Genomic DNA, 21,239 nt, shown 5'->3' with positions numbered 1-21,239 from the left:
TTATAATCAATATAAATTATCTGTGTTTTTTAAAATACTCTTCCGTCTTATCTAAAAGTTCTGCTTCAAATTCCCGCTTACTATAACAATGGTCTGCATCTTTTACATAATACAATTCACTGTCCGCAAGATTTTTATGGTAATTATACCCGTTAACAGGAAAAACATCCGTATCTTTTGTTCCGTGGATTATTAAAGTAGACTTCTGATAATCGTGCAATGCCTTTATCGGATCAATTTCCATTAGGTTTTGGAAAAAATCTTGTCCTACTACATCACCAAAATAATCTATTTCTTTTCCCTCTAGTCCCATTCTAAATTTTTCATCCCCAATGATATGGTGAAAATTCCAAAATGGATTTGAAACCGGTGACCATAGTACAAGACCGTTACTCTTAATCATAGACGCAAGGATTGATGCTACACAACCTCCCATACTATATCCAAGTATGTAAATCTCTTTATAGTTATATTTTTCTTTGCAATAATTTATTACATTTATTCCATCCTGAACTTCGCCGTCTATAGTCATGTCCTCGAAATTGCCATCACTGTCACCAGAACCAACAAAATCAAACCTTAGAACCGTATAACCTAAATTGCATAACCTGTCTGAAAGTTTTTTATACATTCTATGTGGTTCCACTTTTGTTCCTACAAATCCATGAATAAATAGTACTAATTTTTGTCCTCTGTTTTTAAATGATTCGTTATATTCTAATATTCCTAACATTTTATTGCCATTGCTATTTATCCATACTGCTTCTCTCAAAGTAATATCTCCTTTTTAATTATTAGCTATATTGTAATCGTTTTTAAAATAGTCTTCAGTTTTTTCTTTCACAACTTTTAGCAGTAAAAGTACAGACACTACATTAACGAGTACAGCAAAACCATTTGCTATATCAGTCAATGCAAAGATAAAATCCGAACCAGCCTTTGCACCCGTAAAACATAAAATTAAGTAAATAATTCTATATGGCATTATAGCTTTAGTGCCAAATATATACGTTATACTCGTTTCTCCGTACCAACTTGCACCCAGCAATGTAGAATATGCAAAAAGTGCAATTCCTATAGTCACAACACTTTCTCCGATTATTCCCAAGTTAGCAGAAAATGCTTTAGCACTAAGAACAACACCACTATAGCCACTGTTCCATGCTCCTGTGACAATAATTATCAAGGCTGTAAAAGTACAGACTATGAAAGTATCAATAAAAACTTCTGATATACCGTATAATCCCTGCTCAACCGGATGTTTAACCTTAGCAACAGAATGTGTCATAGGAGCCGTTCCACAGCCAGCTTCATTAGACAATAACCCTCTGGCTACTCCATACCTAATAACCATAATCATAGTTGAGCCCAAGATTCCTCCTGCAGCTGCTTGTCCAGTAAATGCATCTTTAATTATAAGAACAAAGGCGGCAGGTATGCTTTTAATATTTAGCACAAGAACAATAATACCTCCTATACAATAAATAAGGGCCATAGCCGGCACAAGAATCGATGTAACTTTGGCTAATCTTTTAATTCCTCCAAATATTACTAATCCTGTTAATACAGTAAGCAACAACCCTGTTATCATTGTAGGTACATTAAACGAAGAATTCATCGCACTAGCTACAGAACTGACTTGCATCATATTAAGGCTTACAAGTGATACTAGAATCATAAATACAGCAAATATTCCCCCTGCCCATTTTGCATTTAGAGCATTTTTAAAAACATATGATGGTCCACCGCGCCACAAGCCGTCATTGCCTTTTTCTCTGTATGTTACCGAAAGAACGATTTCTGAATATTTTAAGGCCATGCCGAATATTGCAGAAACCCACATCCAGAAAACCGCTCCGGGTCCTCCTGCGGCAATCGCAGTTCCTACACCTGCTATATTACCAACACCTACTGTTGAAGCAAGAGCAGTAGAAAGAGCCTGAATAGAAGAAATATTTCCTTCATTTTCATCAGTTTCCTTTTGTTCTTTTCCCATAAATGCTTTGAATGTTCTAGAAAGAGCCAGTCCTAATTTTTTTTGCACTCCTCCAGTTACAATTGTAACTACAATTCCCGTACCAAGCAACGCAATTAATACCCACTTACTCCATAATTCATTGCTCAAAATGTTTGCAAAATTCATAACTTGTTCCATTTTACACCTCTCTCTGCAAAATTATCCGTAATATAATTTTTTAATTTTGATAACGTTATCCTCGTGATTGATCAATTAATTTATTATAAATGAAAATTATGATATTATAAATTATTAATATTGTCCTATTATTTATTATTATTGACTTTTTAATTATGACTTTTACTAATTTAGTATATGAATTCATTAACAAAAAAAGATGCAACCAAGCATATATGCTAGACCGCATCTTATTTTTTGTTCTGGGTACAAATTTATTTATATCAAATAATTCCTTGGCTTTTCAAAATAATTTCAGCAACAATTGCAGAGCCAATAAATGTTCCAAACATTACGCAACAAGCTACAAGTATACCCTTCCAACCGACTTTTTTAAATTCTGCCCAGCTTCTTCCCATTGAAATCCCAGAATAGGCAAGCACAGGCGTTGCAAGAGGCAGCATTTGTATTTTGCTTGTATATTCAATTACAGCATTGGATACAGGACTGGCAGGTATGGAAATTAATAGTCCCAATATGCTAATATAAACAACCGATGGTATGTTCATAGGAATAACATCCGCTAATGTGACACCTATAAGCGCAACTACAAGCAGAATTAACATTCCGGGGAGGCTTTCCATTATCCCCATATCGTAACCTGCAAAATTACCCAATATACTTATAAAGGCAATAATTAATAGAATCAACAGGTATTCCATAAATTTTTCCGTTGTAAAACCTTTAGTCATATTATCATCTCCTATTTATTGTTTTCCGAATTTGCAAGTTTCTTCCTTCGTTCGAAAATTGGTTCAAGCTTTCTATATAAGAAATTACTCATTGGAATTGCAACAAAGATTGACATGTATATACCGTCAGCTGTTGATAAAAGGTTGCTCATTCCAGCAAAAGCAGAAATTTCTGTTGCAATGTCCGGGAACATTTCTACCAGCGGTGCTGAAGAAGCCGCCATCATGCTTCCACTTCCTACTCCTGTAGCCATTGCAATAGCATATGGATGCAAAGATGTGAATGATGCTAGTATACTAGACAAAAGTCCCATAAATATTGTTCCGACTAATGTACCTACTATGTATATAATCATTACACCTCTTCCTTCAGGTGAACTGAGTCCATATTTTGAAGCAATGAGTCCAACGTTTGGCTCTCTTGCAATGGAATGACACATACCAATGCTTTCTCTCTTAAATCCTAGCATTAATGCAATGGGTAAAGAGATTAATATAGTACCAAGGTTACCTAATTCCTGCAATATAAGTGCCGGGCCTGCATCTATAACCGATTGAACGGCAGCACCACTTTGAACTCCTACTTTTGCAATAAAAACACCTATGCCTATTGTTATAAATTTTTCGGCCAAAGGCGCATGTTTTTCATTAATAAAAGTTACAGGCTTTAATAAATATAGAATCAGCCCAAATGCCATTGAATATAATAGAGGAAGGAACATTATTGACCCAGGCCCTAATGGTATTTTTACTATACCAATAATTTCAGAAATAACACAAACTACTAAAATTGTTAAATGTAACTTCCAATCATATATGTTAAATGATTTATCACTCACAGTATCACTCCTTCTTATTATTTATATAATCAAATCCTTTTAGCACCATGTTGCTCATTACAGCAGATGCGTTAATAATAGCTCTATCATCACCGTCAAATTTTGGACTATGCCAAACATGATTAATATCTTTTTCTTTGTTGCCAACACCTAGCCAAAAGAAAAAACCAGGTATTTTTTCAGTAAATATAGAAAAGTCTTCCCCTCCTGTTGAAGGAATCGGATCAACTATTAATTCTTGTCCTAATACTTCAACTGAAGCTTCATACGCTAAATCAGTTAATTCGTTTGAATTAAATACAGCTGGTAAATCAAATATATATTCCAACTCGCTTTCAACTCTATATGCTTGTGCTGTGCTTTCTAATACTTCTCGTATTCTTTCAGATAGCATTTTTCTTACACCTGCATCAAAGCTTCTAACCGTGCCAGTAATCTCAACCAGCTCAGGTATAACATTGTTTGCGGTACCCGAGTGCAACGTTCCAAAAGATATTACAGCAGACTCTAATGGGCTTACATTACGACTTACGATAGTCTGTAAATTCATTATAACGGCTGCCGCAGCAACAATAGGATCCCTTGTAGCATTAGGCAGCCCCCCATGACCACCTTTTCCTTTAATTTTTATTCTGATTGTATCAACAGAGGCCATTAGCCCCCCTTTTTTTATGGCTATTTTACCCCATGGTATTTCAGGATTGTTGTGAAGTCCAAAAATCATATCAGCTTTTATTTTAGTAAAAATTCCTTTTTCAACCATTAACTTAGCACCCTTATTCAGCTCTTCAGCCGGTTGAAATATAAATATAACATTTCCCTTTAATTTTTCTTTTAACCCTGATAATATGCACGCGGCTCCAATAACAGATGCAGCATGTATATCATGACCGCATGCGTGCATAACACCATTAACCTTGGATTTATAAGGCACATCATTCATTTCCACTATAGGAAGAGCGTCAATGTCACCTCTCAATGCTATAGTGGGACCATCACTGCATCCTTCAAGATATCCTATTACTCCCGTTTCCATTCCAATATCAATTATCTTAATCCCTAAGGATGTAAGCTTATCTTTAATCTTCTTGGTTGTCCTAAATTCTTTAAAACTTAGCTCCGGATTTTCATGCAAGTCTCTTCTAAATTTTATTAATTCATCGCTGTATAATTTTTCTAATTCTTTAATATTATCCATCTTTTTTCCTTCCATTCAATTTTAGAAAATTACTTAACCATCAGGCATATATTACCCCTCTCTTCACTAATTTTGATAACGTTATCTTTTGATCAATCAATATAACTGTTATTATAAAATGTTTTTACAGAAACTTAAATTCTCAATTTAATCATATTTTTTACCGTTATTGACATTTAGTAAAAACTCTTAGCTGTTTAATTTTATTTTTTTATAGAATAAAATTATACGCTAAGAGCTATTATTTATTATAAAATCGCAATAATATACGAACTAAAACCATTATAACCTAGCCAAAATTACTTATGTGTCTGCATGTATAAAGCCGGGGTTGTCCCTGTATGAGTTTTAAATTTTTTATAGAAATTATTTAAGCTGTCATATCCTGTAATTTCAGCAACTTCTTTAATGCTATATTTTCCTTTATCAAGCATATTAATAGCTTGTTTAATCCTTACTTCGTGTATGTATTCGACGGTTGTAACTCCCATAAACTTCTTAAACAATCTTGATACATGGCTTGGGGATACATAGAATTCACTTGATAATTTCTGCAAGTCGATTTTTTCTGCATAATTTATGTTTATGTATTCAAGTATATCGTTTAATGTATCATTGTCTGTAAATTTCCACCCCACGGCTCTGGTTATTGATTGCAAAAGTTGTTTGTATTCAATAGGCTTAAGCAATATATCCTTAGCGCCCAGCCTTAAGGCGCGCTGAGCATATTCAAAGGAATCATATGCCGTAATAACTATATAATTATTGTCCGGGGCGTTTTCTATTACTTTAAAACCATCCATGAATGGCATGATGATATCCAAAAATACCAAGTTTACTTTATTATTTTTTAATAGTTCCAATGCCTCTTTACCGTTGCATGCTGTTCCAACAATTGATATGGGTAGTTTTTCCTTTTTAATAAAATAACGTATTATATTAGCTACTGCAGGTTCATCATCTGCTATTATTGCATTTATCATACTATTCCTCCTCGAATAAAACAGGTATTATTACAGAAACCTTTGTGTTATCTTTTGTGCTGGATGTTATATTCATACTGAACTCATCACTGTAAGCTGATTTTAACTTTTCATATATAAATGACAATCCATGCCCAGTATTTCTATACAATCCTCTGTTTACTCTATTAAGGGTAATGTCATCTAAAAGCACACCATTATTTAATACAACTATTTTTGCTTTATCTTTAACTTTTTCTACGGAAATTTTTATTAACTTTTTATTATTGCTGGGTATAAACCCATGCGTAAACGCATTTTCCACAATAGGTTGAATGAAGTTAAATGGAACTTTAATGTTATCCATGCCTTTTTCAATATTATATAAAACCTCTAGATCATCTCCATATCTTAACTTCTGTAAATTAAGATATGTTTCCAGATATTCTATTTCAGACGTTAACGTCACAAACCTTAAATCAACGGTCATGGTATACCTGAACATTTTTGATAGGTCAATTATAGAATTATATAAACAGCTTCTATCTCCGGTTAATGCCATACTTGCAATTGAATTTAAAGTGTTAAAAAGAAAGTGGTGATTAATTCGTAAATTTGTAACTTTATCATTTATTACGTACAAATTATTTTTAAGAGTTTCGTTTCTTCTTATTTCTTCTTTTATATCATTATCCTTTTTTTCAATCATCATCCTCGATTCATAAAACGAACAGTAACTTGTAATGCTTTTAGCAATTTGTTTAAGTAAACTTTTTATTCCAATAACTGTACTTTCAGGAGAATCATATAAATCGTCATGTTCGTTTGTTGTATAATCAGATACAAGAATATGTCCTCCGCTTATAGTCCCGAGCTGCAATCCGTTATATATAATAGGATAACTGAAAACTGTAAGACCATATTCGCAAGTAAACTGTGTTACCTTGTCCAATTTATCGAAATTTTTTTGAATCATGCAGCTACAAGATTTGCTGTTGCATGCAGGATTGCACTTTGCAGTACAATAGCTGGAGAACTTTCTGCTTTGAATAATAATTTCTCCCATATCATCGTAAATCGTAAACGGAAGGCTTATTGACTCAAGCAGCAAGGTTGTTATTGCCTCAACTGCTGAATATATAATATTAACTGAGACCAAACTGGCTGTTCTTTGATTAGCATTAAGATAATCCTCTTCAAGTTTTATGCCTGAATCATAACTCACAGGTCTAGATATTACCAGCTCCTTAAGGGGCACAGAACCTGTGTTTATTGTTTCATGAACTATATCAGGCTCCATATAAAAGCACATATCTTTACTAATATATTTTTTTTCTTCGTTTATATAATAAATTCCGTCCCCTTCAAGTATATATATAAACTGTTCAATACCATAATGAATATGTTTCAGCATACGTTTACCTTGAAGCAACGAAGTTATTCCTACACTAAAAGAAGACGCGGCATCCTCCTTGCATTTATGCAACCATTCGATGTGTCCCCACTCTGTTTTCTGAATCATATATTGAGCTCCTTAACCTATTAATTAAAAATTTCTTTGCAATCTCACTATTAGAGATCATTTTATGATAACACTTTTTGAAAAAATAGTAAACATAAGCCAAGTCTTTCTTAATTAACTTCCATTATAAAATACCATGAACGCATCATCATACTATCAAATTTGACTGTTTTTTTATTATTTTTGACCTTTTGGTTAATGGTTAAGATTTTTGCTTGCTAGTATAAACATATCCATAAATTATAAAAACAGTATCCGATATTTTAGCTTACCAGATACTGTTCTAAAAATATATTGTTCCTAAATAAATATGAGAACAAAAAAATTTTACACAACCAAAACAAAATTTATTTAAATTTTACAACATCATTATTTTTACGAAAAACAATGAATTAAAAAGGAAATTTAATTATCATATCATCAGAAAAAAATATTTCATAACATATTATTGATGTGGAAGAAATTCTATTGCATTTCCTTCATTAATAATCATATTTAGAGCATCTTCAGTAATTTTCATATGTTTTTGCATCTCTGTTTGAGCTGCGCCTACATCTTGATTACAAATAGCAGCATAAATACGTTTTTGATTTTCAATATAAAGTGATTTATCATCATAAAATACAGCCAAGTTTTCGCGGTATTGTTCAACCATATTGCTTAAAAGCCGAAGAGTGGAAACAAGTAGAGGATTCCTACTCATCTCGGCTATCTTTGAATGAAATTTTGTTCCCCATTGTATCCAACAACCTTTAGCAAGTACTTCCTCTCTATACTTTTTCGTAATTTCTTCTAGTTCTTCAAGCTCCGACGTATTTCTTCTTTCGGCCGCCAATCCAGCAGCCAGAATCTCCAAAGGTGTACGAAGTTCCATAATCTGAGCAATTGTAGCACGGGCTTTTGTTTGCAACGTACCATCGTTTCCTATAACAGTATTCATAGCTTTTGGCTGCAAAAAAGTTCCTTTTCCCGGTGTAGATGAAACCACTCCATTAATGCTCAGTGCCTTCATAGCTTCACGAATGCTGGTACGGCTTACTTTAAATAGCTCAGCAAATTCACTTTCAGTTGGAATCTGATCACCAGATTTCAAATCATTATCTTTAATGTATTGCAAAATAGATTCTACAACCTGTTCAGACAGAGATTGGCGCCTAATTGCCTTCACAACAATGTCCTCCTCTATTAGTTATTTTGATATTCACTACAGTTATTATGCATCAATACTCACCCACGATAAGAGTGTTATTCAAAAATTGCAAATATAAACATAGTATACATATAGGTTAATTATAACATATATTCGCATTTTAAACTATATTTTTATTATCCATCCTTTTTCTCTCTTATTATTGTTTTAATAATTCTTCTCTAACTTTTTTAGCTGTACACGTACTAGCTAACCCTCCTACAGTAGCACACTTTAACTCTTGAGGCAGCCGTTTTTCAACATCGACTAAAGCATCAATGACTTCGTCCGGCGGAATAAAGCTGCGAATTCCTGCCAATGCCATATCAGCTGAAATAAATGCATTGGCTACTCCTACAGCATTTCGTTTAATACAGGGAATTTCTACAGGACCTGCAATTGGATCACATACCAATCCGAGTAGGTTTTTTAGACATAACGCCATTGCATGAACCACTTTTGCAGAATCATTAGAAAATAAGCTAACTATACCCGCGGCTGAAATTGCACTAGACACTCCTATTTCTCCCTGACAGCCGCCAACAGACCCAGAAAAAGACACTTTTCGATTTGCCATTATAACACCCATAATACCACATACAAAAAGTGCATTTATGATTTTTTCATCTGAAAACCTATATTCCTCCAGTAAAGTAATAAAACAACCCGGAACAATGCCTGAAGAACCTGCAGTAGGTGCTGCCACAATTATACCCATAGATCCATTATACTCCATTACACCAAGAGCCCTTGAAACAGCTAAAGGCACAATACCACCGGAGATTAATTTTTTCTCATTTACAGCTTTTCTTAACAAACATGCATCCCTACCATTTGCCAACCCATACAATAATTTATTTGGTTTTTCTCCCTCCAAAACTGATTCCTTCATTTTTGTTAGATGCTGAAACATTCGATCACGAATACTTTTTTCAGAGAATCCGGTTCTTGATGCCTCATACTTTACGGCAAGTTCTGCTATGGTAAGTCCACTTTGCTGTGCCTCTTTGCACAAATCTAAACAGCTTTGATAGCTTTTTTCATTCGGCAAAGATATACCATAGTCAATAATCGGATGAACAACTTTAAACTCCATAACACCTTTTAACTTATGCAGCTGTGATAGCAATACTTCTGAAGGCATAGTTGAAAATGTTAAGCATGTAACGAATCCTTTCTGTCCTTTTCCTGATTGAATTTTGCCCTTAATTCCCGATAAATTTAAATCATTATTACTCCAAATAATAACATGATATGCTTCAGGAACAATCTCAAGAAGAACATCGTCCACTGAATTAATAATAATACTGCCACCGCCAACAGATGTACCTACCACCGTAACAACTCTCCCGTCCTTGCATCCAACAATAATACGAGCTGTATTTTGAGGGTACATTCCCTCAGGCAGAAAATCAACTTTTGTTTCTATCCCTTGATATCGCGCTAAAGCAATAGCATCTCTGATTTTTATATCACTTTCACTTAAACCGATAACGCCACCAATTAAAGCTGCATCTGAGCGATGCCCCGAGTATGTTGTTTGCAGCTTTGGACTGAATTCTATATGCACATATTGAATATTTTCATTTACAATTCTGTTAACCATCATTCCAATCCTAACCATTCCAGCAGTGTGTGAGCTGGAAGGCCCAATCATAATTGGTCCTATAATTTCAAAAATACTTGTACTCATATATATCCTCCTTAATTTAACGTAACTCTATAATGCCTTGTGAAAATTCAAAAAACTAGCATATACAAGCAACTAAATCAAAAGACAAGAAAGCCGCTTAATTATGCGGCTTTTTTGTACACTTAATAAATTTACTTTATACTATCTACAACAGATTCAAAATATTCAGAGCCATATTCCTCTGCAATCACAGGCCAAACAGCCTCACGTACAATATGTGCAAATTCACTCAATTGTTCATCTGTATATTCTACAACAACGGTGCCGCTATCTCGCAGCTTTTGTTCATACTCAGAAGTTTCAGCTTCTGCAACTTTCCATCTTGCTTCCTGCATATTATTTGCAGCAGTTTGAATTGCATTACATTGATTATCACTTAAGCTATTCCATTTATCCGTATTGATATACATATACCATTGTTCAAAGTGATCATTAATAGGGAGATAGTATTTTACCAAACCAGATAGATTTCCATAATACATTTCAGCGCCCGCTCCAATAGCCCCATCTACTACACCAGTCTGGACTGAAGTAAACATTTCAGAAGATGGTAACGGAGTTGCCAAGTACCCAAGTGTTGTTGCAGTCTTTTCAAAAGTAGTCATAGATGGCACCCTAATCTTAATGCCTGAATGCGCTTGCGGATTAGTTGGGTCAACAGGATCCACATTCAATGCAATACCTCCAAAATATAGCGGGTATGCTGCCAAATAAGTCATATTATATTCAGCTAATTTTTCTTTATAAATTTCAATCAAAGAACTTCCTTCCGAAAACATTTTTTTAGCCTCATCCCAAGTGCTGCAAAGATATGCAGCATTAGACATAGCGAAAACTTTATCCATATTACTACCAAGACTGGCAATTTGCATATCAACATCGCCTATGCCAACTCGTTCTTGGACAGTTGTATAATCGCCTAGCTGGCTAGCAGGATAAATTTCAAACTCCAAGGTACCTCCGGAAAGTTCTGTAGCTTCTTCAGCAAAAGCCTTTATTGCCAAATCCGCTGAAGAACCTACTGGTCTAATATGTGCCAAAGATAATTTAACTGTCTGTTCTTCATTCTGTTCTACAACTTCATTGCTGCCTCCACAGGCAACCAAAGATACTAACATAACTAATACAATAAGTAAAGCAAAAAACTTTTTCATTATTCATTCCTCCAATTTTTAGGATTATTCACCTGTAATATCAAAGTCAACACCCAATCCCTGAGCAATGGCTCTCTCATAGAAAATACCTGCAACCGCAACATCCATAGCACCTGTACCAATAGGAATACAAATCATTCGTTTATCACTTATATCGCCAAGACTAACAGAACCATTAGCCAGTTCTCCAATTGTAGTTGTAATATCTTTTTCCGTAATCTTTCCTTGCTGGCTTAAATCCTTTAATGCCCCGCGGTGTAAAGCCTGTCCGATATGGTCAACAATAATCATATCAGACTTTTCAATAACTTCGTTTTCAATTTCTTGATAGGACCCCATCGGAAATATGACAGTTCCAGGCTTTACCCAATCTGCTTTAATAATTCGTTTCTTTGACTGAGTTACACAAATCACAGCATCTCCACAACAAGCATCTACCGGCTCCTTACAAATAATAATTTTACCATTTACAACTTCCTGCATTTCTGATTTAAACTTTTCCGACGCTATCGGATTTACATCGTAAACTCGAAGTTCTTCAATATCAAAGCATTTAGAAATAGCTAATGTTTGAGTACGCGCTTGCATGCCGGCACCATAAATACCTATTTTTAATTTCTTTTTATCTGTAAAAATGTATTTTAGCGCTACAGCTGTCTGAGCCCCAGTACGTAAATCCGTAATATATGCTCCGTCCAAAACAGCTAAAAATTTTCCTAATCGCGGATCTGCTAAAACAATAATTCCACATATGAAGGGAAATCCAGCTTTTTTTCTTTCGCCTGAAATTCCTCCCACCCATTTGATACCTGCTATGTCTTGATATCCAATATAAGCAGGCATTGCATTAAAGAATCCTTCATACGGAGGATAAGGGGCAGATTCACCCAAATCCAGCGTAACTTTTGTGGGATTAATTACTGTGCCATCAGCCAGCCCACAAAAAGTCTTTTCCACACTTTGGACAACATCATCCATGGTGATAAGGCGTTTAACATCATCGATAGCAAATATTTTTGTCATATCTTATCTCCTTTATATTTTTTAAATTCCATGTATAGGAATTATATAAATCCAAAAAGTTTTGGAAGAAACAGTGATAAATCAGGGTAAAAAGAAGTCAAAAATACAACTGGAACATACCCAAATATCAATAACTTCATTGTTGGACCAATAATATCCTTGAATTCACATTTGCCTATACGCATGCCTAAGTAAAGGATGCTGGCATATGGAGGTGTTATACCACCCATGGCCAAATTCACACCCATAATTGCAGCAAAGTGAATTGGAGAAATGCCAAGTTGCTGGACCAATGGCAACAACAATGGAGCACAAAGTAACATACCTGTAGAATCGTTTACAATCATGCCAACTAAAAATAAAAATATATTCATAAGAATCAAAATTACTACCTTATTTGTGGTAATGCTGAATATAATTTTAATCAGTGCTTGAGGAACTTGAAGCATGACAAACGTTTGACTTAGCATAAGACAAAATATTATCATTACCATTATTGATCCAATAGAGCAAATAGAATCAAAAGTCATTTGTTTAATATCCTTTAACTTCATTGCCTTATAAATAAAAATTCCCACAGGTATGCTATATATTGCTGCAACAGCTGCAGCTTCAGTAGGCGTGAATACACCGCAATAGATTCCTCCCAAAATTATAATTGGCATCATCAGAGCAGGAATTGCAGACACAGCTCTTTTTCCTGTTACTTCCATTTTTTCTGCAAAAGACATTGGAGGCATTAGTTTTAAATCAAACTTCCTGCATTCTATAAGGTTAATCAAACAAAATAACAACATAACTAAAATACCTGGACCTACAGTAGCTAAAAAGCAAGCAAGAATCGAAGTTTCTGTTATCCAGCCGTAAATAATCATAATAGCGCTGGGTGGAATTAATAGACCAAGCACAGAAGACACCGTCACCAATGAAGTCGCAAAGCCATTTGGATACCCTTGTTCCACCATTCTAGGAATCATAATAGGCCCAGTAGCTGCAACGCCTGTAAAACCACTCCCAGAAATTGCACCAATTACAGCACATGTAATAACACTTACAACTCCCATTCCGCCTTTAATACGCCCTATAAAAGCATCGCAAAGATCTAATAGCTTTTTTGCTACACCGCTGCCTCCCATATATGTACCTGCAAGAATAAACAACGGACTTGCCAGCAAAACAGTTCCTACAGACTGCGAATAGGCCCACAGCATCATGCTTTTCATTGATACATTGCCAAAAATACTCATAAAAAACAAAGCACCAGCAAAGCAATAAGGTAACGGAATACTAAGCATTAGAAGCATTACCAACAAAACAACATCTAGCCCCACAATAGTTAATGTACTCATAACCTTTTCCCCTCCTGTAAAAATATTATTAGATCTCTAATATAATCAATCATTTCAACTGTTGCAAAAAACAGCATAAATATGAGGCCGATAAACATGGAACTTTCGCCTAAAAACATCGGTATTCTTAAAATGTCACTTGTCTTCCATAGTTTAAACGAATACTGAAAAAACCAAAATGCCCAACGTGTCAACCATGCACATATAATAAAAGAAAAAAGCGCTTTAAATAGTTTGAATATTTTCATTGTTTTTTCCTTTTTTATATAAAGCGTTAAAATACCACACTCTATGTGACTACGTTTTTCTGATGCAACAGATCCCCCCATCATATAAAGCCAAATAATGAAAAATGTTAATAATTCCTCAATTCCCATTAACGGTGCCTTAAGAATATAGCGTAGAATTACCTGATAGGTAATGATAAGCGGAAGCGCTATAGCACAGATATAGCATATAAATCTTTGCACAGCGATAATCACTCGATAAATCCTTCTTAGTGCAGGCGTTTTAATACTCTTATAATATTCCATCTTGTCCTCCTCTCCATTCAATAAAGCCATAAATATTATTTAGCGTGATAGAAGTTTACTCCTGCTCTAATTGTTTTTCATAAAGCGCCTTACACAGCGCTAAGTCAGAACCAGCCATGCCCGTCTGAGCAAATTTTCCCATAAAATTCAGAGACATGTCAGCAGTGCTTCCAATAACGCCCTCATTTAAAGGTGTTTCAACTCCATCATATGCCATCATTGCACATTCCAATGCTATGCCAGCAGCAGAGGCAAGTTTCAATGCACAAGCCAAACGCGCGCCATCACAAACAACACCAAAAATGTTTACAATGGTATTATTAATAGCTTTGTTTATACATGCCAAATCTCCTCCCAACAGCATAGCTGCTCCGGCTGCTATTCCCTGAGATGCTGCTGTAACACACGCACACATGGAAGATACGCGTCCGATACGATTCTTGACACAAATCGTCATCAGAAAGCTCATAGCCAATGCACGAAGCAGCTGTTCCTCAGAACAATTCATGTCTTCCGCCATGCTGATTAAAGGAAGTGAAGCTGTAATTCCCACATTACCGCTTGTTGCACAGCTCATTGCAGGCAATGGATAGCCAATCATTCTTGTTTCGGCACCAGCTGCTGTAATTGCCTGAGCCCTTTTTATCATATCACCTCCCGCACGTTTTTGCATTGATATACCAAAACCTGCACCTTTTGCTTGGCCTGAAAGGCAAGCATTAGCTAATGCTTTATTAAGTTTTATAGCTTCTTTTATAAATTCTAAATCTTCTATAGGCGTTTTGGTAGCAAGTTCATAAAAATCAGCTATCTGATAATGAGCCATTACATCTTTTGTTTCATTCATTGAATTAATGCGATCAAATGGAATATTAACCTGTTTGACACCGTTTGCCTCACGATAAACTAAATTATTATGCGTTTTTAAAACAATAGCTCGTCCAGTGCCTTTGTCTGTTGTAACTATACAATCCATATAAAGTCCAAGAATATCCGTTTCCAAATCAGGTATAACTTTTACATTACCTTCCTTAGAAAAAGCCAGTGCTTTTTGTTCATCCTCATTTGTCACTTTATGTAAAACATTTAAACCTGCTTTTGCATCCCCTGCAAGCGCTCCCAGAGAAGCCGCCATTTTTAGTCCTACAACACTTGTACCAGGAATACCAACATCGCTATTTTTTGTTCCTATATGCCGGTCTACTTTAATTTCCACCTTCAGAGGATTACCTCCAACGGCAGTCGCTGCCTCTGCGGCTACATAAGAAACAGCCGTAGGACCAGTACATCCAAGAGCCGGTGTTACTTCTTTTCTTAAAATAGCATACAATTTCCTTTGCTTTTCATTCATCTGATTACCTCGATATAATTTTTTAGTGTTTATTTGTTTAAATGTATTATATTATGATAATATTACATTGTCAATATAATATTATTATAAATTAAAATAAAATTTCTAATTTAAAGAGTATTTGTATCCTTTTTTGTTAATTTCATTTATAACAAAAGATTTGACAATTTTGTCTAATCAGAGTAGACTAATAACATATTACAGTCTAATGAAATACGACAGGAGGTTTTCTTATGGATAAACTAGGAAAAAAACAAAAAGTTTTTGCTGATATTATTTGGGAGCATCAACCCATCGGATCTCGTGCTTTAACAGAAATTTGCGAGAAAAAACTGGGTTGGAAACGCACTACTACATATACTATGCTCAAAGGACTCTGTGAAAAAGGTATTTTTGAAAATCAGAATGGTACAGTTGTGGCTTTGATGAGCAAAGAGGATTTTGGAGCAACTCAGGGGAAAGAACTGGTAGCAGAAAATTTTGGAGGTTCATTGCCAAAATTTTTAGCTGCATTTACTCGCAGAAACAAGCTAAGCGATAAGGACATTGCTGAATTACAAAAACTAATAAATGAACATAAGGAGGAATAGTTATGATAGATAATTTATTTTCATCAGCACTGAACATGAGTTTTACAGCAAGTTACGTAATTCTATTTGTACTACTTGCACGGTTATTCCTCAAGAAATCGCCGAAAATTTTTTCTTACGCTTTGTGGAGTGTAGTTTTATTTCGACTAATCTGCCCATATTCTTTTGAAAGCGTATTGAGCATTTTTTCATTAACCGGTAGAACAATGGAGAACTTTCGCCCATTTTCAGATGAATTTACCACTTTTTCATCTATAATTGAAACGCCTGCAAATATTCCTGACGGCACTGTTATAGAAAATATTCATGCGGTTAATTCTGCGCCCGCGCTACAAAGTATCTTTACATTTGTTTGGCTGCTCGGAATTATGGTACTACTCGCTTACAGCATAGTTTCACTTTTAAAACTAAAAAGCAAACTCAAACGCGCCGTACATAGTTTAAATAATATTTATATTTTCGACGGTTTAAAAACCGCCTTTGTTTTGGGCATATTTTCTCCTAAAATCTATCTGCCAGCAGACCTTACTGCAAAAGAAAAAGAATATATCCTGCTTCATGAGCAAACCCATATCAGGCGTTTTGACCACGTTATTAAGATTATCAGCTTTTTGGTGTTATGCGTCCATTGGTTTAATCCGCTGGTTTGGGTTGCATTTTTTCTAAGTGCTAAGGATATGGAAATGTCCTGTGATGAAGCCGTTATCAAAAAGCTAGGCAATGATGTAAAAAAAGATTATTCAAATTCGCTCCTTTCCCTTGCAACAGGCAGACACATGATTTATGGCACACCTCTTGCCTTTGGCGAGGGGGATACAAAAGGCAGAATAAAGAATGTGCTAAACTACAAAAAACCAACCTTTTGGATAATTTTAGTGACAGTATTAGCTATTATTTGTGTAACTGTGGGACTTGTGAGCAACCCTCTTAAGGCTAAAATACGAATTAATGAAACCATTTATTATGAAAGCGGTGAAAACATAATGGAATTACCATATAATGCTTTTGAAATAGGCATTCTTGATAGTGTTCTTCACGGATTTAACAAAGAGTTTAATAGTAATTTTCAAGCGATTGGCTTAGATGCAAAATATGCAGGAAATCCTATTTATCAAGACCCAGAAAAGAAAAATACTATCTATTTAGAGGATTACACTGGTTACTTCATACCTTTCGTCAGTAAAGAAAAAGCCTACGATGTAAACACTTTATGGGAAAATCGCACCAAATACATCGGAGATAACTCAGCTGTTGGAAACATTATTTCGTCGCTTATTTTTCCAGAAAATATTATTTATGATGAATTTGAGTTATACACAGAAGGACACCCATATACAATCACCGTACACTTAAAAACTGATACAGAAACTCGCAACTTCTATTCTGGGTCATTACATCAACATATATTTACTCAAAATGCTGTTGTTATGTTTTCTTTAATTGAGAATGCAGAGATAATACAATTTGTCTTTAATGATGGGGTAAATTCAAATACATTCCAGTTAGCAAATGGTACAGCTTCAGCATTTTTAGGTGAAAACTATTTTGCAAGAACTGAGACTCGTGAGGGCCTTGAAAAAGTGATTAAGGACATATCTCAAAAAGTATTGGAACAAACAGAACAAATAAAACAGCAGCAAGTGAACTGATAGATCGAATGACATTTCGATCTCATATGTTAAGCCAAAACATATTGAACACATATCGTTCGAACATTCTGTAAAGAAAGTAATATTTGTATAAATAAAGCGTTTTGTTTACATCATTTTCTTTGCATGATACAATAATAAAAAATACAGGAAATAAATAGATGGTTTAGTAGAATAAGCATAATATCAAATCCTAATTTTACAACGATTGGAGGGTGCAATGAAAAAAGCAATACTTTCATTAATTTTAGTAACATCAATCGTATTATCAGCTTGCAACAACACCGATGACAACCATAATGGAATGATAATCATGCCCAGCAAATTTTCAGAAGAAACCCAAGAAGTATTAAAAATATTTGATGATGAAGTCGTATTTTTAGATTTATACAATAGATGAAACCGTAAAATTCTTGAATATCCCTTTGCCTTTCGTGCCTCTTCTATTGCCAGTCCGAAAGCCTTAAAATCAAACTTTTCTTTTGCTTTCTTCATAATATTTCACCCTATTACATTTTACCGTTCACCTGCGTGTCTTGGATATGATTACACGCATCATAGTATTGATAGTAATAGCGCATATTATTATTGATTATTAGACATGCAAAATCGGGTTGAAGTATAAAAAATTTCCAGTATAATTATATATAGGTGGTGATAAAATGTTTAGAATAGGTGAGTTTTCAAAGCTAACGCAAGTATCTATTCGTATGCTTCGATATTATGATGAAGCGGGGCTGTTGAAACCGGCAGAAGTCGATAAATGGACGGGACACCGAATGTACTCTGTAACTCAAATACCCCGTCTAAACAGAATATTGTATTTGCGTGACAGCGGTTTTAGTGTTCCTGAAATTGCGCTTGCACTTGAAATGGATGATTGTTTACTTCTTGAAACCCTTGACCAAAAGCGATTAGAAATTATGGATACTATACAAAATGAGCAGGAAAAACTACGGAAAATTGCGATTGCTAAAAGCGAAATACAAGGAAACAAAGGAGAACTTCATTACAACATTTCCATTAAATCAATACCAGAGTATCAAGTGCTTTCTTTACGCAGAATTGTTCCTACATACTACTCCGAGGGCGATTTATGGAATGAACTTTCTGCTTTTGCCAAAGAGCAGAAAATAGTAATGTCCAATCATACTTTTTCTGTTTATCATGACACAGAGTATAAGGAACAAAATGTGGATATTGAGTTATGCGTCCCTGTAAGTAAGCTATGCAAAAATATTGCCCCGTTTTCCTTCCATATTATCGAGCCAGTACCTGTTATGGCTTGCACAATGGTATATGGTGATTTTTCAAATATCAAAGGAGCGTATATTGCTTTTGCTGAATGGTTGCAAAAAAATAGTAAATATCGAATGTCCAACCCCATGCGGCAAATTGTGCATAGAGGATCGTGGAATGAGAGTAATCCAGCAAAGTACCTGACCGAAATTCAAATACCGTTGGAACTCCAAACGTAATGTCCTGCAAAAATGTAGGGCATTTTTATTTTCCCTCTTGTATCTCACATGATGTGAGGTATTATACTGAATTCACAACAGAAAATGAGGAGGTACGATATGAATTATTATCAATTAAAACCTATTGGAAAGGTAAAAAATGATGACAGCGGAGCATTTATTGAATTAGAACCGGAATATATTTCCGGACTGCAAGCATTGGAGGGATTTAGCCATATCAATGTAATGTGGTGGTTTAGCGAATGTGATAGTCAGGCAAACAGAAATATATTGCAAGCCGAACAGCCCTATAAAAATGCGCCAACAATAATGGGCGTTTTCGCCACAAGGTCACCCGCACGTCCTAACCCTATTGCTTTAACAACATCAGAAATTATCAACGTTGATTTTAACAAGGGAATTATTCGAGTTACTTTCATTGACGCGAATGATGGTACTCCCGTGCTGGATATAAAGCCATACACACCGAGCTTTGACAGGGTAGAAACGCCCGGTGTTCCAGCATGGTGCAGTGAATGGCCGAGAAGCACAGAAGCGTCCGGCTGCTTTAATTGGGAACAGGTATTTAATTTCTAAGGGGGCTTTATGAAACTACAGGATTTTGTTCAGAACAAACCGATACTTGAAACAGGGCAACTCTTATTGCGTCCACTACAATATGATGATGTTGCCAATTTGAAAGAATGGTTGAGTGACAATTCATTGTATCAATATTGGGGAAAACGTCCCGGAAAAAGTGACTTAAACCCCGAATTGCTATTTCAAAAAAAAGAAAGACCTACAAAGAGTTTTCATTGGGGTATTGTCCATAAAAAGGACAATAAAGTAATTGGCGAAATGTGGGTATATCTCATAGAAAATGACCGTATGGCAAAAGTAGCATTCCGGCTCTCTCCAATCTATCAAGGAAATGGCTTTATGACAGAAGCCTTAACAGAAGTAGTGATTTTCTGTTTTGAAAAAACAGAGCTACAGCGGCTATGGTCTGATGTTCACATTCTAAATATCGCGTCATATAGAACACTTGAAAAAGCAGGATTTAAGCGGGAGGGGCATATTCGGGACGGTAAAATGGTGAACACATATTGTGATTACTATTTGTATGGTATGACGAAAGCAGATTATATTGACATAACTGATAAAAAGCTACTGCCCAACGGTAAATAAAAAAACCGTTGTTGTGGCGGCGTAGTTTTCATGCGCCCATTTTATATTAAAATAGCTTAATGGCGGTTTTGAAATAACAATCAAAGCCGCCGTTTTTCTTTTTTCAAAGCAAGAGTATTAAAGTCGCCCTTTTTAAGGATACGGCGTTATCTTAGGAGGTATAGCCGTGAAAACTTTATATCGACAATATTTGACAATCAATAGTTTGTCAAAAAAAGCCTGTCCCCACCAACAGGATATTCCGGCTAACAAGATGAACTCACATATCAATATTTAATAGTCAACAAATCATTTTTGCCCGACTGGATTTTTTCAGTCGGGCTTTTTTGTGCTTTTGACGGTTTTCCGCCTGTGCCGGAGCCTTTCAAAATTTTGTAGCGCTTATCGTAAAAGCACATCCTTATGCTCCATGCACTATATCCGTAATGTTGTCATTGAACAGATCGTGTTGGATAACCTGAAAGAGATTATTGGATATGTTTCTGCTTACGAAAATGAATTTGTTCAGTTGGTAATGGAGACGGATGTGCGCCAAAGGAACAAGGACCTGGCAAAACATAAAAACGGCTGGTGGAAATCCAAACAAGGACAAAGGAACTGGATAATCTGTTTCAGCGTATCTATGAGGATAATATAAGTGGGAAGTTGTCGGATGA

Annotated in this window: 22 protein-coding genes; 6 read left to right on the top strand and 16 right to left on the bottom strand. The window is 35.2% G+C overall.

Annotated elements, in window-relative coordinates:
* Positions 1–16: 16 nt before the first annotated feature.
* The 14 genes from RBQ61_RS05140 to RBQ61_RS05075 form a co-directional block, all read right to left on the bottom strand.
* Positions 17–772 carry a S9 family peptidase gene (locus RBQ61_RS05140; RefSeq protein ID WP_308139440.1) on the bottom strand — a complete coding sequence of 252 codons (756 nt, stop codon included), beginning with the start codon at positions 770–772 and terminating at the stop codon, positions 17–19.
* 15 nt (positions 773–787) lie between these two features.
* Positions 788–2,155, bottom strand: a complete 1,368-nt coding sequence (locus RBQ61_RS05135; protein ID WP_308139439.1) for a sodium:alanine symporter family protein — start codon at positions 2,153–2,155, stop codon at positions 788–790.
* 263 nt (positions 2,156–2,418) lie between these two features.
* Positions 2,419–2,886: a hypothetical protein gene (locus RBQ61_RS05130; RefSeq protein WP_308139438.1), complete on the bottom strand. Its 468-nt coding sequence runs from the start codon at positions 2,884–2,886 to the stop codon at positions 2,419–2,421.
* An 11-nt stretch (positions 2,887–2,897) separates the two neighbouring features.
* The gene (locus RBQ61_RS05125; protein ID WP_308139437.1) at positions 2,898–3,725 is read right to left on the bottom strand and encodes a DUF3100 domain-containing protein; all 828 of its coding nucleotides are present in this window, start codon (positions 3,723–3,725) and stop codon (positions 2,898–2,900) included.
* Positions 3,726–3,729: 4 nt separating this feature from the next.
* Positions 3,730–4,923, bottom strand: a complete 1,194-nt coding sequence (locus RBQ61_RS05120; RefSeq protein ID WP_308139436.1) for a M20 family metallopeptidase — start codon at positions 4,921–4,923, stop codon at positions 3,730–3,732.
* Positions 4,924–5,222: 299 nt separating this feature from the next.
* The gene (locus RBQ61_RS05115) at positions 5,223–5,906 is read right to left on the bottom strand and encodes a response regulator (RefSeq protein WP_308139435.1); all 684 of its coding nucleotides are present in this window, start codon (positions 5,904–5,906) and stop codon (positions 5,223–5,225) included.
* Position 5,907: 1 nt separating this feature from the next.
* The gene (locus RBQ61_RS05110) at positions 5,908–7,407 is read right to left on the bottom strand and encodes a histidine kinase (protein ID WP_308139434.1); all 1,500 of its coding nucleotides are present in this window, start codon (positions 7,405–7,407) and stop codon (positions 5,908–5,910) included.
* A 445-nt stretch (positions 7,408–7,852) separates the two neighbouring features.
* Complete coding sequence (locus RBQ61_RS05105) at positions 7,853–8,575, bottom strand: FadR/GntR family transcriptional regulator (RefSeq protein WP_308139433.1); 723 nt, start codon at positions 8,573–8,575, stop codon at positions 7,853–7,855.
* A 181-nt stretch (positions 8,576–8,756) separates the two neighbouring features.
* Entirely contained in the window at positions 8,757–10,289 is a 1,533-nt protein-coding gene (gene sdaAA, locus RBQ61_RS05100; RefSeq protein WP_308139432.1) for an L-serine ammonia-lyase, iron-sulfur-dependent, subunit alpha, read from the bottom strand.
* Between the two features lie 131 nt (positions 10,290–10,420).
* Entirely contained in the window at positions 10,421–11,407 is a 987-nt protein-coding gene (gene dctP / locus RBQ61_RS05095; RefSeq protein ID WP_308139431.1) for a TRAP transporter substrate-binding protein DctP, read from the bottom strand.
* 60 nt (positions 11,408–11,467) lie between these two features.
* Complete coding sequence (locus RBQ61_RS05090; RefSeq protein ID WP_213927294.1) at positions 11,468–12,466, bottom strand: ornithine cyclodeaminase family protein; 999 nt, start codon at positions 12,464–12,466, stop codon at positions 11,468–11,470.
* Between the two features lie 41 nt (positions 12,467–12,507).
* Positions 12,508–13,815, bottom strand: coding sequence for a TRAP transporter large permease (locus tag RBQ61_RS05085; RefSeq protein WP_213927293.1), 1,308 nt, complete (start codon positions 13,813–13,815; stop codon positions 12,508–12,510).
* On the bottom strand, positions 13,812–14,348 hold the full coding sequence (locus tag RBQ61_RS05080; RefSeq protein ID WP_308139430.1) for a TRAP transporter small permease: 537 nt from the start codon (positions 14,346–14,348) through the stop codon (positions 13,812–13,814). The genes RBQ61_RS05085 and RBQ61_RS05080 overlap by 4 nt, the downstream gene beginning before the upstream one ends.
* A 55-nt stretch (positions 14,349–14,403) precedes the next feature.
* On the bottom strand, positions 14,404–15,699 hold the full coding sequence (locus RBQ61_RS05075; RefSeq protein WP_308139429.1) for a serine dehydratase subunit alpha family protein: 1,296 nt from the start codon (positions 15,697–15,699) through the stop codon (positions 14,404–14,406).
* 233 nt (positions 15,700–15,932) lie between these two features.
* On the opposite strand from RBQ61_RS05075, the gene RBQ61_RS05070 reads away from it, so the two are divergent.
* Positions 15,933–16,289: a BlaI/MecI/CopY family transcriptional regulator gene (locus RBQ61_RS05070; protein ID WP_308139428.1), complete on the top strand. Its 357-nt coding sequence runs from the start codon at positions 15,933–15,935 to the stop codon at positions 16,287–16,289.
* Between the two features lie 2 nt (positions 16,290–16,291).
* Complete coding sequence (locus RBQ61_RS05065; RefSeq protein WP_308139427.1) at positions 16,292–17,938, top strand: M56 family metallopeptidase; 1,647 nt, start codon at positions 16,292–16,294, stop codon at positions 17,936–17,938.
* Between the two features lie 186 nt (positions 17,939–18,124).
* On the opposite strand, the gene RBQ61_RS05060 is transcribed toward RBQ61_RS05065, so the two are convergent.
* Complete coding sequence (locus tag RBQ61_RS05060) at positions 18,125–18,433, bottom strand: hypothetical protein (RefSeq protein ID WP_308139426.1); 309 nt, start codon at positions 18,431–18,433, stop codon at positions 18,125–18,127.
* A gap of 167 nt (positions 18,434–18,600) precedes the next feature.
* On the opposite strand from RBQ61_RS05060, the gene RBQ61_RS05055 reads away from it, so the two are divergent.
* From RBQ61_RS05055 to RBQ61_RS05045, 3 genes are all read left to right on the top strand, one after another.
* Positions 18,601–19,416 carry a MerR family transcriptional regulator gene (locus RBQ61_RS05055; RefSeq protein ID WP_308139425.1) on the top strand — a complete coding sequence of 272 codons (816 nt, stop codon included), beginning with the start codon at positions 18,601–18,603 and terminating at the stop codon, positions 19,414–19,416.
* Positions 19,417–19,515: 99 nt separating this feature from the next.
* Complete coding sequence (tsaA, locus tag RBQ61_RS05050) at positions 19,516–19,992, top strand: tRNA (N6-threonylcarbamoyladenosine(37)-N6)-methyltransferase TrmO (protein WP_308139424.1); 477 nt, start codon at positions 19,516–19,518, stop codon at positions 19,990–19,992.
* Positions 19,993–20,001: 9 nt separating this feature from the next.
* Positions 20,002–20,583 (top strand): GNAT family N-acetyltransferase, encoded by a 582-nt coding sequence (locus tag RBQ61_RS05045; protein ID WP_308139423.1) that lies wholly within the window; start codon positions 20,002–20,004, stop codon positions 20,581–20,583.
* 266 nt (positions 20,584–20,849) lie between these two features.
* Here the strand turns inward: RBQ61_RS05045 and RBQ61_RS05040 are convergent, their stop codons facing one another.
* Positions 20,850–20,981: a hypothetical protein gene (locus RBQ61_RS05040; protein WP_308139422.1), complete on the bottom strand. Its 132-nt coding sequence runs from the start codon at positions 20,979–20,981 to the stop codon at positions 20,850–20,852.
* Between the two features lie 11 nt (positions 20,982–20,992).
* On the opposite strand from RBQ61_RS05040, the gene RBQ61_RS05035 reads away from it, so the two are divergent.
* A complete protein-coding gene (locus RBQ61_RS05035; RefSeq protein ID WP_308139421.1) occupies positions 20,993–21,220 on the top strand; it encodes a hypothetical protein in 228 nt (75 codons plus the stop codon).
* Positions 21,221–21,239: the final 19 nt, after the last annotated feature.

The sequence above is a fragment of the Sedimentibacter sp. MB35-C1 genome, from assembly GCF_030913635.1.
In the GTDB taxonomy this organism is placed as follows: Bacteria; Bacillota; Clostridia; order Tissierellales; family Sedimentibacteraceae; genus Sedimentibacter.
Note: the sequence above shows the minus strand (reverse complement) of the source record. Positions and strands in the feature narration are given on the sequence as shown.